The following is a 13928-nucleotide window of genomic DNA, read 5'->3' as shown; positions in this document are numbered from 1 at the left end:
ACCTTCCCAGACCAAAACCCACCGTTTGAGCTACCGCCGGAATGGAATTTCGCCTTCGACAAAAGCCTATCCCGTCCAATGGACGGTCATCGACAACAGTGCCACCAAGCGACTAGCGAAAGGCAAATTGCCGTCGCACCGCTCAGCCTGGGGCGTGGGCGTTTGCCCTCCGAAGGCGAAGGCCACACGTTCGAATCGTGTCGGGTACGCCACTTTTGCCATTTCCACTACGCCAACACTAAAATTACCGCCAATCGCCGCCGGACTACGCCCGAGCAAAGAGCGGCAATTAGCCTGCGAGCGAAAAAGCGGAGTAACGACGCCGCGGGGCAGCACTAGCACCGCTGGATTTGGAACCCATTGCAATCTAGATCCGCTTGAGTAGCCGGATCGGGGGACTCATGAGCGAGACCATTTTCAACGTCGCCCTGCCGTTCAAAGACGAACGATGCGACCACGTGCTCTATGTGGCTCACGAGTTCGCTGGCGACGGTGAGGCGCGTCATCATCTCCGGCTATCTCGGATATGCAATTGAGTTCTACGGCTTCCTCTTGTACAGCACAGCTGCTGCATCCAACTTCTTCGATTTGAACCGCGAAATTGCATGCCTTGTCGACCCCCGTGTGATCCTTCCTGAATGAGCACGAATCGCTGAAGTGCAACGTCATCAGTGATCATGAGATCCTGGACGCAGTGCGGGCTCTGCTCCCGTTCGGTCAGAAGAATCCTGGATCTGCCAGCCGGCCGCTCAGAATATCCGGAATACCTCGCCTGGCGCTTCGTTCAATACCCGTGCGACGGGCGTGCGCGGTCGTCAACGACGAGCAACGTCGGAAGCCACCATGTCGGCCCCCTTCATTAATCGTATCAACCCGACGACAAAGACTTGCATAGTTCGTTGCCGCACGTGCACAAAACACACTATTGTGCAAGATTTCGGCAACGTCATACGGCCACGAAGTGGGATTCTTCTGAGTCAGCCTTCGCCCGCCACACCGGAAAGCAATCCCTTTCGTCAGCGAGTTCTGCGGGATTTTCCAACGGCCACGATTCGGTGAGGCAAAAATCCAACCGTCTTTGCAAATCCTCAACATCGAGCCCCACGCCAATGAATACCAGTTCCTGCTTGCGATCGCCGTACCTTGGGTCCCACGAGGCCGCGAGTTGGCTGCGCCAGGCAGGATCCCTAGGCCACAACTTTTGATCGACCGCACACCACCACCAGCTCCTCCCGCTGGTTCGCACGAGAGCACCGCAATGGCTCAGTTCTCCAACCCACCGAGGTCGGCTGGCCAACCAGAAAAATCCCTTCGCGCGCAACACTCCGCCCCAGCCGCTGTCCAGGAAATCGGAAAAGCGCTGAGGATCGAACGGACGCCGGGCGCGGTAAACGAAGCTCGAAATGCCGAACTCCAACGTCTCCGGCACATGATCCTTGAATCCTTCGAGTTCCTTCTTCCAAAGGGGATGCAGGGCGGCTCTTTCCGGGGCGAACCGACTTACCCCGATGATCCGCGTCAAATCCAGACGGCCGAAATCCGCTTCATAGATTCTCGCGTCCGAGTTCAGTCCGCGAATGATCGAATATGCATATTTGCGCTGCTCGTTCGTCGCTGAGGATATCTTGTTCAGAATGATGGTGTCGGCAAACTCCACCTGGTCGACCAGCAACTCGACAATGGTTCGCTTATCGTCAGGGGACACTTCCTTCTGTCTTGCTTGCAGGAGCTCACGCGACCAAAAGTCCTGGGCAATGCGCGCGGTGTCGACCACCGTCACCATGTTGTCGATATAGGCGATATCATCCAGGCTCCGGCCTTTCTCGTCTCGGTAGGAAAATGCCGCCGCAATGGGCATTGGCTCCGAAATTCCCGTAGCCTCGATGATCAGGTTGTCGAAGCGTCGTTCGTTGCAGAGCTTTCTCACCTCGTCGATGAGATCTCCCCGGAGCGTGCAACAGATACAGCCGTTGCTAAGCTCTATCAAAGATTCTTCGGTGCGGGATAACTGAGATCCACCCGACTCTATCAGAGCCTTGTCGATGTTGACGTCCGACATGTCGTTAACGATCACAGCGACGCGCCGACCAGTCCGGTTAAGAAGCAACTCGTTCAACAGGGTGGTTTTTCCGGCGCCAAGAAATCCAGACAAGACGGTAACGGGCAGTTTCTTTCGGCTATTCCACAGCATCGAGGCACACCTGGTGACCACGCTCGGCCCTGAAGGCAGAGCTATCGCATTTGAAAAGAACCTGCAGGCGGTGTCTTTGCGGCCCATCCTTGGAGACGCCAGCCTTTGGCTGGCACCTCAGGATGAGGTCTTGTTTCGCGGCAAAATCTTGGACCCTCATGGTGAGAAGCGCCGCCTGCGGCGCGTCTCGAACCATGACGCCGAGCGCCTTCGCACCTGTATAAGAACCATTTGCAATAGCCCTGGCCCTGAAGGGTAGAGCTTCCGCGCTCGCGAGGAGTCTTCTTTCTGCTTCCGTGCGGCAGTCGGGCTCATATCGACGCTCGGCATCCCGGAGCGAGCACCTCTTATTCCGCGGCGATTGCTGTCGGTATTGAGGAAACGTCCTTGAAGACCGCCGTGCTATTCGCGGTCTCAGCCATCACGGGGAAAATGAAGCCGCACTTAGGACAGGGCTCGGCCAGCGCCGCTTGTTCCATGGAGACGTCGAATGCCTTGTCCGAAATGAAGGCACAAGCCGGACACACCCGAATGAGGCGCGCATTCTTGTACTCGAAGTTGACAATGATGTCCTCCATGATGGCGCCGGTGCGGACCGCCCATTCCTTCGCGTGCTTGTGGTAGGTGTCCATGTGCCAATCCTTCAGAGCTTCGAAGCTCGTCCAGAAGCTAACTTCGTTGTACCAGTGCGGATCGTCGGGATGCACCCACCAAGTCAAATGGAGGAAGCCGGGGAGCTTTTTCAACTGATGACGCACGTTCGCAAACACGACTTGAAACTTCTTGTAGCCGTCCTCGCTCGAGAACCGTACTCGTTGCATGCTTTGATATACCGCCATAACTCGTCCTCATTTCCGGTGCGCCCACTGCGCTGGCGGCGTGAAGACTAGAACGATTCAGAACTCCGACTGGCGCCAGGAAATGATTTTTCCCTTAGTCCAGGTCGCTCATGACCGATGCCGCAGAACTATTGGGCAGCGACTTGCTGATCCAAGTGTGGCGTTAGGCGAACGAAGCCACGGATCGCAAGCTGGGAGGACCTGAGGAGAATGGGTCCGCATCGCAAAATGACCATGAGTCCACCCGGATGACCTCGGCTAGGAGCCTCTTTTCCGGTACACTATTGGCACGCGCATTGCTTCGAGTTGGTATCATGCAATTGCCGATCAACATAGGTTCGGAAGGGAAAGCCGGCCTCCAACGTCAGCTCGTCGACCAAGTTCGAGAGCTGATATCCCGTGGAATATTGAAACCGGGCGCTCGACTGCCCTCCACGCGGGAGATGGCGACGGACCTGAATATTTCCAGACGGACAGTGGTCTTGTCCTACGAGCGCATGATCACAGATGGTCTTATTGTGACAAGGCCGGGCCTTGGCACCTTCGTCTGCGATCCGCTGCCGAGCGAATACATTCGTATAAGGGATGGCTATCCCGACGCGGAAGTAGCCCGGCTATCGTTCGCCCGGTTCAAGCGGGCGGTTGATGGGATGCATCTCTACCAAGAACCGAGAGACAGGCTGCGATATGACTTCCGCATTGGTCGCCCGGATCCGGGTCTGTTCCCAAGAAATTTATGGCGACGACTTACGGTCGAACACCTAGATACTTTCACTAGGCTGATAAGCGACTACACGGATCCTGCCGGTCACCCACTGCTTCGCGAGGCGATCGCAAATCATCTGCGTACCGCTCGCGGCATCTTATGTAAACCAGAGCAGGTCGTTGTCACGGCAGGAGCCCAAGAAGGCCTGAACTTGGTGGCGCGGCTGATGGAAATCCGTGACAAGCAGGTTGTCGTGGAGGATCCTTGCTATCGTGGCGCTGCACAGGCGTTCTCGAGCCTTGGTGCTCAGTTGGTGCCGGTGCCAATCGGAGACGATGGCTTGGACACCGACATGCTGCCGAAGGACGGCGGTTGCGTCGGATACGTGACGCCTTCCCACCAGTTTCCACTCGGTGTCACCATGTCGCGAGAGCGCCGACTAAATTTGGTCGAATGGGCTCGCCATACCGGTACGCTACTCGTGGAAGACGACTATGACAGCGACTTCCGACATAATTCGACCCCGCTGATAGCCTTACAAGCGCTGGCGCCCGAGTGCGTGGTGTATTTGGGGACGTTCTCCAAGTCGATCGGGCCGGGCTTGCGTCTCGGATACGCGGTCTTTCCGCACGATCTGGCGAAAGCCGCTCGCTGCCTCAAGTCAGTGATGAACAACGGTCATCCATGGTTGGAGCAGTCCGTTACGGCCGATTTCATATCATCCGGCGCGTTCGAACAGCACCTGTCTCGGATGAGGACGTGCTATTTGGAGCGCAGGAACACTGTGATGGAATGCATCGGGCGTGCGTTCCCAGCCACATCGCTTAGTGGCTTCGAAGGTGGCATGCACTTGGTTTGGACGATCGAATCGGACTTCGGTTCGGCATCGGACTTAAAGTCAAAGTGCCAGCAGATCGGTGTTGGCGTCTACACGTTGAACGAAAGCCCGACGCATCAGCTTCACCCTCGTCTAGACGGGGAACGAAAAATACTCTTGGGCTATCCGTGCCTGAATCCGCAACAGATCCAAACCGCTATTGGGCTGATTCAGCACGCGAGGTACCGGACAAACCTGCTCGCAACTGCACCATTCGACTCGTGACTGGTTCTCAACCTGTGTATCGGTACGGCCAAACTCGTACCTGGTCCCAGGGCCTTAGGCGGGCGTCGAGTGAGCACGAATAGCTAACGATTTGAGGACTGGCTTGGGGACGTACCCCCAAGCCTTAGGTTTCTTTAAGTTAAGTTACGGGGTCACTAAGCGACGGCTTCGTTTGTGATGATCCAGAACTTCTTCACATACGGTGCTTTCGATGTCCACTTGACCTTCAGACCTGAAGGTAGAGCAATGATGTCGCCGGCCTTGAATTGGTACTCCTCACCGGTCTCTTCATTGATCAGGTGAGCTTGCCCCTCGAGCAGCAGCATTGTCTCGTCACCGAGCGGAGCGGTATAGGGAATTGTCGAGGATCCGTCCGCCTCGCAGCCGGGGATGCCGACTCCTGTGCGCCAGAGACCGCACTTGAGCGTGCCGGTGCTTCCCGTTGATCGGAGCTCAAACAACTCACCGCAAGTCTGCGGACCGTGGTCGGGCTCGACCCATCGATACGGTGCCCAAAGATCGGGATTATCGCTGATGTTGCCGACGAAAATATCGGTCTCGCGAGTTGCCGGATTTGGGCTGTCCCAGATCACCCAGAACTTCTTGAGAAATGGCGGATCAATATCCCAGCTCAACACCACTCCTTTTGGGTGACTGATGATCGATCCGGCCTCAAGACGGTACTTCTTCCCGGTGGCGGCTATGGTGATTGTCACCGCCCCTTCGAGGATCACTATGGTTTCGTCGCCGAGCGGCGCTGAATAGTCCACGTGACATGAACCGTTCGCTTCGCATCCCGCGATGCCAATGCCTGTCCTCCAGAGGCCAGCTTGAAGGAAGCCGCTGGTGCCATTACTACGAATGACAGCGACTTCGCCCTTGATTTGCGGACCAAACTTCGGATCGTCCCATTCAAACGGTACCCATTTGGCTGGATTGTAGTTCCGGTTACCTATTTCGATTTGCCGTTCGAGAGCCGTTTTCTCGTCCAGCTGGCGTACAGCTCCATTGCTCATGCCAATCTCCTTTTGAGCCCGCGCGAACCGTCTGCTCTGTTGCGTTCATTGCAAACGGCCTGTCTTGCGGTGCTCAGAGTAAGCACTTTGCCGGACCACCTCTTAGGTCCTCTGATGCCAATTTTGCTGTTACCAGCGAGGCGGTAAAGGCTCTAGTCCGACAGTTAATTTCATCTCCAGGTCGTTACCGCGCGACTCTCAGAGAGTCCATTTGCTCGCCCTGATATCCTATTTTGCGACGCGCATCAGACCGACCTGTACCAATTGACCTGCGCTGTATCTCATGGCGTCAGGGTAAGTAACAAAGGAGATAGCGCACGCCGTGGAGGCTAATCCGGGGTCAAAAATCAAAAAGCATAATTTGAATCAGCAGGACATGGCGGAGAGAGTGGGATTCGAACCCACGGTACGGTTTCCCGCACACACGCTTTCCAAGCGTGCGCCTTAAGCCACTCGGCCATCTCTCCGGAGCGCCCTCTCTTGAAGGGGCGCCGATGATTTTGCAAGGGATCGCGGAGGGAATCGGGCGATTTTCCGCAACTTGTTGTATTTGCGAGATAATATCTGTCGCTGCAGGTGCCTTGACCCGCCTGCCGGCTGAACCGCAGGCGGGTTTGGCGCGACGATTCACGGCAAGCCGCCAAACACGACGGGGGACGCCATGACCATCTGCAGGACCATCGCCGCCCTTGGGCTGATTTCGGCCCTCGGCTCCGCCCTCGCCGTGCCCGCCGCCGCGCAGGTCTGCACCCGGCAAGGCGTCGACGTCAGCTGTGACGACGGCCGGCGCGGGTTGCTTTCGGGCGATGCCATCCTCTGGCCGGACGGCACGCGCTCGAGCTCGACGCCGCATCAGAGCGTGATTGTCGGCAACAAGCGCTCGGTCCATGTCGGGCCGGGCGTATTCGTCGGCCAGGGCAAGGGCGTGGTGCCGCTGGACGATCCCAACGCGCCGAACAAGCGGCAATGCGCGATTCTGGAGGGCGTGTCGTATTGTTTTTGAGGCTCGCGCCATTCGCCTGATACCGCCGTGCCCGAGGCTCGTCCCGGGCATCCACGGTCTCGGATCCGCGTGGCAAGACGTGACGGCCGGGACAAGGCCGGCCATCACGCGTGGACAGAGCCTGCGAAGATCTTAAATCAACCGCACGCCTGATATCGCCGACTTCAGCCAGCGCAGTGCCTGCGGCGGCTGAGCTGCGAGCGGCGCGACCGCCGCCTTCTCCGTCCGGCACTTCTCAAGCTCGGCGACGAAGTCGGCGGACCATTGCTGGATGGTGTGGCCGCGCAGCTTCTTCATCATCGCGTCCCAGCGCATCTTGCGCTCGGTGAGCGGCATGGAGGCCGCGACCGCGATCGCACGCGCCATACCGTCGACGTCGTGCGGATTGACCAGCAGTGCGGTGTCCAGCTCGTTGGCGGCGCCGGCAAATTTCGACAGCACCAGCACGCCGGGATCGGCCGGGTTTTGCGCGGCGACATATTCCTTGGCGACGAGGTTCATGCCGTCGTGCAGCGGCGTCACCACGCCGATCTGCGCCGTGCGGTAGAGTCCCGCGAGCACGGCCTGGCTGAAGCCCTTGTTCAAATAGCGGATCGGCGTCCAGTCGACCTCGCCGTGGCGGCCGTTGACGTCGGACACGAGGCGCGCGACCTCGCTCTGGAGACTGCCATAGGCCTCGATACCGCCGCGCGACGGGTTGGCGATCTGGAGCAGCGAGATGCTGCGCGCCAGTTGCGGCTGCTCGGTCCAGAGCCGGTCGAACGCGCTGATGCGGTTGACGAGACCCTTCGAATAGTCGAGCCGGTCGACGCCGATCGCGAGCCGCTCGCCGTTGAGGCTGCGCCGCAGCCGCGACACATCGGGGTGCGAGGCAGACTTCGCAGCATATTGCGCGAACTTCTCCGCATCGATGCCGATCGGGAAGACTTCACAGCGGGTGCGCCCATGCTGCGAGATCGCAACGCCATCCTCGATGGCGAGGCCGAGCTCACCGCCGACATAACCGAGAAAGTTCTGGCGATCCTCCTCTGTCTGGAAGCCGAGGAGATCGTAGGCCAGCATCGCCGTGATCAGCTCGCGATGGTTGGGCACGCCCTGCATCACCGCGGCGACGGGCCACGGCGTATGCAGGAAAAAGCCGATGGGATCGTCGACACCGAGGTCGCGCAGCTCGGCGCCGAGCGCGAGGAAATGATAGTCCTGCACCCAGAACGCTGTCTTGGCTTTTCGGAAGCGCAGCAGGGCGCGCGCCATGAAGGCGTTGACCTCGCGATAGCTGACATAGTCTTCCCGCGAGACGCGGATCAGATCGCTGCGCGAATGCAGCGCCGGCCACAGCGCCGAATTGGCAAAGCCTTCGTAATAACCGCCATAATGCGCCGCCGGCAGGTCCAGCGTCGCAATCGCACCGGTCCCGAGCGCCTCGATCTCGGCAAAAGGTTCCTTCTGATGGCCATCGCGCACCCGGCCGGAGGAACCGACCCAGATCGCACCAGAATGTTCCACCACGGGAAGCAGTGCCGCCGCGAGGCCACCCGTCATGGGCTCGTTGGGTTTGCCGCGCGCGACACGATTTGAAACGACGACTAAGTTCACAGGTCGTCCCCTCCTGTTCATTCCACCCCGTTTAACTGCCGTTCATCAATATGGTTCCTGATCATCGTTTCAACCAATTGAAACCAAAATCGGGCGCGCGCGTTGGAACTGGTTTCGCTTGCGGAACCCTGGGATTTCGCTGCAAAGACGGCTTTTACGGTCGTGTTGCACAGCATGTATCGCGGCGCGCAGTGAAGCTGCGCTCAGGGCTTTGTGTCTGCGAGGTGGCGCTGCCTTCGTTTCACCTCGGATCGAGCAGGCGCGCAAGGAACGCGCGCACATCCGCCGGCGCATCGAAGTGGCCATTCACGCCCATGGCGCGGCGGCCGACGGAAAAGGCGAGACCGTCCATGTCGGGCATGATCGCGAATACCGTCTCGTCGGTGACGTCATCGCCGATGAACATCGGGCGCCGCCCCCTGAATGGCTCGTGCTTCATCAATTCGCGCACGCCGCTCGCCTTGGTGAAGCCGGAATGCTTGATCTCGCAGACGAACTTTCCGGGCAGCACCTCGATCGGCGCATTGGGCAGGTCGGCGCGAATCAACGAGACGGCTTCGTAGATCGCCTTCTCCGCATGCGGCGCGAGACGGTAATGCAGGGCAAGCGAGTAGCCCTTGTCCTCGAGCAGAATGCCCGGGCTGAGCTTGGCGACCGCAGCCAGACGCCGCTTCAGCTCCTTGTCGAGCGGGGGCGCATGGACAGCATCGGCCTCGTTGTCGACCGACAGCCGCATTTCGGCGCCGTGGCCGGCGACGGCGCGAAACACGTCCGGCGCGAAGATCAGGTCGATGTCGTTGAGCGAACGGCCGCTGACCAGCGCCAGCGCGCCGGACGTACGCTCGGTCAGCCGGCCCAGCGTTTCCGACAGGCCCGGCGGCACCCACACCTCGCGCGGTGTCGGCATCAGGTCGAGCAGCGTGCCGTCGATGTCGAGCAGGATGGCGATTTCATCGAGATGCGGCACCAAGGCATGCGGCACCGGCACCGCTTCGGGCGCATCGTCATCCAGCATGGTGCGCTTCTGGTCCAATGCCATGTCCGCAAGTTCCGATTTCATCAGTCTACTCCATAAAGGCGAGCGGCCGCGCGATTTGTTCGAGCGATTTGCGCTCCGCCGAGACGGCATAGCGCCACGCCACGATCGCAGCCGCGATCATCAGGACTGCCCCCAGCAAATAGCCGGCGAACACGCTGTTGCGTGAACCCGTGTCGATCAGAGCGCCGAACAGCGCCGGCCCGATCACGCCGCCGATGCCGGTACCGATCGCGTAGAACACCGCGATCGCCAGCGCGCGAACCTCCAACGGAAACGTCTCGCTGACAGTGAGATAGGCCGCGCTCGCAGCCGGCGAGGCAAAGAAGAAGATCACCATCCAGGCCACGGTCTGCCCTTGTGCGCTCAGCACGCCGATCGAGAACAGATAGCCCGATACCGCCAGCAGCACGCCCGATGCGCCATAGGTGAACATGATCATGGTGCGGCGGCCGAGCGTATCGAACAGACGGCCGAGCAGCAGGGGCCCGAGAAAATTGCCGGCAGCGAAGGGCAGCAGGTACCAGCCGACTTGATCGGCACTGATGCCATAGAAATCGGTCAGCACCAGCGCGAAGGTGAAGAAGATGGCGTTGTAGAAGAACGCCTGGGCGCTCATCAGCACGAGGCCGACCACCGCGCGCTGGCGATAGGCCGAGAACAACGTATGCGCGACCTCGCGGAGCGGCGTGTGATCGCGCATTCTCAGGCGGATCTTCGTGAAGCGCCCATCCGTCAGGTCCTGATCATGCCCGATCACCGAGCGCTCGATCCCGTCGACGATGGCGTGGGCTTCGTCGGGACGGCCATGGATCATCAGCCAGCGCGGGCTTTCCGGGATCCACATTCGCATCAGAAGCACGACGAGGCCGAGGATCGCGCCTATGAGAAAAGCCAGGCGCCAGCCGAGATCGGGATCGATCACGGCAGGATCGAGCAGCACGATGGCCGCCACCGCGCCCATCGCGGCGCCGATCCAGAAACTGCCGTTGATGACGAGATCGGTCCAGCCGCGATAGCGCGCCGGCACCAGCTCCTGGATGGTCGAATTGATCGCGGTGTACTCGCCGCCGATCCCGGCTCCGGTGAGGAAACGAAACAGTGCGTAGCTCGCGACGTCCCATGACAGCGCGGTCGCCGCCGTTGCCGAGAGATAGAGCGCAAGCGTGATGAAGAACAGCTTCTTGCGGCCGATGCGGTCGGTGAGCCAGCCGAAGCCGAGCGCGCCGAGCACGGCGCCCGCCAGATAGGCGGAGTTGGCGATGCCGAGATCGAAATTGGAGAACTGCAACGAGGGACTCTGCTTCAGCGCCCCCGAGAGCGCACCGGCCAGGGTCACCTCGAGCCCGTCGAGAATCCAGGTGATGCCCAGCGCGAGCACGACGCGGGTGTGGAAACCGCTCCACGGCAGCGCGTCGAGCCGCGAGGGAATGCTGGTCTCGACGATACGGTCGGTCGCGGTCGCCGCCGGGACTACGGGTGCATAGTTCAGGGCTGGGCTTTGCTGCAATTCCATCGGGCCAGTCTGATCAATGGAAACAACCCCTCTCACGTGATGTGGACGGGTCGATCCGATCATCGGGGTGCGGCAATTCGCCTGCCACCTGCGACAACGCCTGCGGCGAGGCCAGGTTCCCATGGGAACGTCCGTTGGCACCGCTCGTTTCCGATGGAGCCGCAAGGAGTTGACGCATGGCTCACGTCAGAAAGACGACACATTCAAGGAAGACAGGCGCGCGCAACACCGCGCGTCGCAAGGCGAGCACGAGGCGGAGCACGACGCGCAAGAGATCGAGTCGCCGTGCGGCACCGAAGCGCTGGTCGCAACGGGTGACGCGGGAGAGCGACGCGCTCGATCTCAAGCGCGGTGTGTTCAAGCTCAAGGCCCCCGGGAAGATCGCGGCCTCCCTGAAGCGCTCGGCGGAGCACAGCTCGCGTCGCAAGACCGGCGCCTATCGCTCGGCGCTGTCGATGCTGACCTTCTACATCAACCGCGCCGGCAGGACGCTGCCGAAGACGCAGCGCGCGCGGCTGGAGCGCGCGAAGGTGGAGCTGAAGCGAGCCTTCGGGAAAGAGTGAGCCCGGATGGCGCCTCCTCCTCCGCTCTCGTCCGGGACGACAGCGGAGATGAGGTAGCGCGGACTTCGGAGGCCGTGAACCTACGCCGCCCTTATATTCGCCATGAAGCGGTCGAGCTCGGCGCGGAGGCGGGTGCTCTCGCTCGACAGGGTCTTGGCCGAATTCAGCACCTCTTCCGAGGCCGAGCCGGTCTCGGCGGCGCCGCGATTGACCTCGCCGATATCGGTGGCGGCCGTCTGGGTGCCCTGTGCGACCGTCTGGACGCTGCGGGCGATCTCCTGGGTGGCGGCGCCCTGCTGCTCGACCGCGCTCGCGATCGACGTCGAGATCGACGAGATCTGGCCGATGGTCGCGCCGATCTCCTTGATCGCGGCGACCGATTCGGCGGTGGCGCCCTGCATGCCCGCGATGTGCGAGGAGATCTCGTCCGTCGCCTTCGCGGTCTGGCTCGCCAGCGATTTCACTTCGCTCGCCACCACCGCGAAGCCGCGGCCGGCCTCACCGGCACGCGCGGCCTCGATGGTGGCGTTGAGCGCGAGAAGGTTGGTCTGCTCGGCGATCGCCGTGATCAGCTTGACCACCTCGCCGATCTGCTGGGCGGCATGCGACAGCTTGCCGATGCGGCCGTCGGTCTCCTTGGCCTGCACCACGGCCGCTTCGGCGATGCGGCTGGAATCGCGGACCTGACGGCCGATCTCCTCGACCGAGGCCGAGAGCTCTTCCGTCGCGGTCGCGACCGACTGCATGTTGCTGGACGCCTGCTCGGAGACGCCGGCGACCTGGCTCGACAGGCTCTGCGTGGTCTCGGCGGTGCGGGTCAGCGTCGAGGCCGCCGATTCCAGCTGCACGGCCGAGGCCGAGACGTTGGAGACGATGGCGCCGACCGCGCTCTCGAAATCGTCGGCAAAGCGGATCAGCTCGGAGCGGCGGCTTGCGGCCTGCTCCCGGTTCTGGATTTCGCTAGCGGCGGCGTCGCGCTCGGCCTTGGCGACCGCCTGAACCTTGAACTCCTCGACCGCGCCGGCCATCTCGCCGATCTCGTCCTTGCGGCCGAGACCCGGCAGCACGACGTCGAAATTGCCCGAGGCAAGCTCGCGCATCGCCTTGCACATCGCGATCATCGGACGCGAGATGCCGTTACCGAGCCACAAGGCCAGCACGGTGCCAACGGCCAGGCCGCCCAGCGCCAGCATCAGCATCAGCTGCTCGGTTTCCACGATGGTGGAATTGGCGCTCGCCTCGATGCGTTGCTGGTCGGCGGTCAGATCCGAACGCAGCTCGGCCGAGAGCTTGAGGATGGTCGCGGCCGTCCTGGTCATCTCGCCGTTCAGCTTGACGATGACCTTCACGTTCTCGTTCAGCTTTGCGAACGAGGTGCGGTACTGCTTCAGGAGATCGCCGATCTCCTTGACGCGATCGGTGATCTTCTGGTCATTCGCGTAGATGGAGACCAGCAGCGTCTCGAGGAACTTGATGCGGGCGATCACGCCGTCGGCGGTCTTCGGCTCCGGCTTGGCCACGAAGGCGCCGACCGAGGTGGAGACCGCCAGATATTGCGAGGTGACGTCCTTGGCCGTGGTCTGGACCGAGTTCAGGCCCGCCAGAGCTGCGGTGTCGGCGAGATCGTCGAATTTGAAGCGGATCTTGTTGCCGACACTGTTGAGCTCATCGGCCGCGATCTTGTTGTTCTCGCGCGTCAGCGTGATGATCTCGCCGAAGACTTTCGTGAAGTTCTGGAACTCGGTCTCGAGCTTGCCGACCTGCTCACGGCGGGCGGCGCCGGTCGTCGCCGTCATCGACTTGGCGATCGCGCTCTTCAGATTGCCTTCAGCGGTCTTGGCTGCGGTCTCATCATCGGCCGCGCCGGTCAGGGTATAGGCCCGCGCCAGCCCCTGATAGGCGACCAGCTCGCGATCGACCGTCCGCGCCAGGTCGGCTTCCGATACGCTGGTGCGGTAGGACGCCACGGCGCCTGCGATTCGCTCGAAGCCGAAATAGGCGAACGCCATGCTGACGGCGAGAATGGCTAGCACCGCCACAAAGCCGAGGATGATTTTTGCGCGAAAGCGCAGCGTTGGCAGCTTCGATTTGCTCGACTTCGACTTGACCGACATTCCCCCACCCCATTCCATTCGCGGAAAACCAGGCGCATCCCGGAAGCAGCCCGCTTCCCGGCTCTTCTGCACGTTACGGGGCAAAGGATAAGCTGTGGTAAATTTGTGGCGCCGCAACTGGCGGTTAGGTGACCCAGGGAATTGTTAAGGCGCGCTTTCTCCCGCCGCTACAAATTGACTGCCGCCCCATCTCTGCGGTCGTCCCGGACCAGCGCAGCTCCCGACGACGCGTAGCATTGGCGGGAG

Annotated in this window: 10 protein-coding genes and 2 tRNA genes; 4 read left to right on the top strand and 8 right to left on the bottom strand. The window is 61.1% G+C overall.

Features of this window, described 5'->3' with window-relative positions; genetic code table 11:
- Positions 1 to 139 precede the first annotated feature (139 nt).
- Positions 140 to 212 (top strand) — tRNA-Arg (locus FJV43_RS19805).
- 734 nt (positions 213 to 946) lie between these two features.
- Here FJV43_RS19805 and FJV43_RS19800 read toward each other — a convergent pair.
- Together FJV43_RS19800 and FJV43_RS19795 are read right to left on the bottom strand one after the other, a co-directional pair.
- Complete coding sequence (locus FJV43_RS19800; RefSeq protein ID WP_239620110.1) at positions 947 to 2191, bottom strand: GTP-binding protein; 1245 nt, start codon at positions 2189 to 2191, stop codon at positions 947 to 949.
- A gap of 347 nt (positions 2192 to 2538) precedes the next feature.
- Complete coding sequence (locus FJV43_RS19795; protein WP_239620108.1) at positions 2539 to 3030, bottom strand: antibiotic biosynthesis monooxygenase; 492 nt, start codon at positions 3028 to 3030, stop codon at positions 2539 to 2541.
- 314 nt (positions 3031 to 3344) lie between these two features.
- Between FJV43_RS19795 and FJV43_RS19790 the strand changes: the two genes are divergently transcribed.
- Complete coding sequence (locus FJV43_RS19790; protein ID WP_239620107.1) at positions 3345 to 4838, top strand: PLP-dependent aminotransferase family protein; 1494 nt, start codon at positions 3345 to 3347, stop codon at positions 4836 to 4838.
- Between the two features lie 155 nt (positions 4839 to 4993).
- Here the strand turns inward: FJV43_RS19790 and FJV43_RS19785 are convergent, their stop codons facing one another.
- Together FJV43_RS19785 and FJV43_RS19780 are read right to left on the bottom strand one after the other, a co-directional pair.
- Positions 4994 to 5854 (bottom strand): cupin domain-containing protein, encoded by an 861-nt coding sequence (locus tag FJV43_RS19785; protein WP_239620105.1) that lies wholly within the window; start codon positions 5852 to 5854, stop codon positions 4994 to 4996.
- Positions 5855 to 6231: 377 nt separating this feature from the next.
- Positions 6232 to 6321 (bottom strand) — tRNA-Ser (locus FJV43_RS19780).
- A 194-nt stretch (positions 6322 to 6515) separates the two neighbouring features.
- Here FJV43_RS19780 and FJV43_RS19775 point away from each other — a divergent pair.
- The gene (locus tag FJV43_RS19775) at positions 6516 to 6857 is read left to right on the top strand and encodes a hypothetical protein (RefSeq protein ID WP_239620103.1); all 342 of its coding nucleotides are present in this window, start codon (positions 6516 to 6518) and stop codon (positions 6855 to 6857) included.
- A gap of 132 nt (positions 6858 to 6989) precedes the next feature.
- On the opposite strand, the gene FJV43_RS19770 is transcribed toward FJV43_RS19775, so the two are convergent.
- The 3 genes from FJV43_RS19770 to FJV43_RS19760 form a co-directional block, all read right to left on the bottom strand.
- Positions 6990 to 8453 carry a trehalose-6-phosphate synthase gene (locus tag FJV43_RS19770; RefSeq protein ID WP_239620101.1) on the bottom strand — a complete coding sequence of 488 codons (1464 nt, stop codon included), beginning with the start codon at positions 8451 to 8453 and terminating at the stop codon, positions 6990 to 6992.
- A 241-nt stretch (positions 8454 to 8694) separates the two neighbouring features.
- Positions 8695 to 9513 carry a trehalose-phosphatase gene (otsB, locus tag FJV43_RS19765; RefSeq protein WP_239620100.1) on the bottom strand — a complete coding sequence of 273 codons (819 nt, stop codon included), beginning with the start codon at positions 9511 to 9513 and terminating at the stop codon, positions 8695 to 8697.
- A 4-nt stretch (positions 9514 to 9517) separates the two neighbouring features.
- Complete coding sequence (locus FJV43_RS19760) at positions 9518 to 11005, bottom strand: MFS transporter (protein ID WP_239620098.1); 1488 nt, start codon at positions 11003 to 11005, stop codon at positions 9518 to 9520.
- 176 nt (positions 11006 to 11181) lie between these two features.
- Here FJV43_RS19760 and FJV43_RS19755 point away from each other — a divergent pair, with 176 nt between their 5' ends.
- Positions 11182 to 11568: a DUF3175 domain-containing protein gene (locus tag FJV43_RS19755; protein ID WP_239620096.1), complete on the top strand. Its 387-nt coding sequence runs from the start codon at positions 11182 to 11184 to the stop codon at positions 11566 to 11568.
- A gap of 80 nt (positions 11569 to 11648) precedes the next feature.
- Here FJV43_RS19755 and FJV43_RS19750 read toward each other — a convergent pair whose 3' ends face one another.
- Positions 11649 to 13682, bottom strand: coding sequence for a HAMP domain-containing methyl-accepting chemotaxis protein (locus tag FJV43_RS19750; RefSeq protein WP_239620095.1), 2034 nt, complete (start codon positions 13680 to 13682; stop codon positions 11649 to 11651).
- Positions 13683 to 13928: the final 246 nt, after the last annotated feature.

Source organism: Bradyrhizobium sp. I71 (assembly GCF_022354745.1).
Taxonomy (GTDB): domain Bacteria; phylum Pseudomonadota; class Alphaproteobacteria; order Rhizobiales; family Xanthobacteraceae; genus Bradyrhizobium; species Bradyrhizobium liaoningense.
This window is presented reverse-complemented; position numbering and strand designations above follow the sequence as displayed.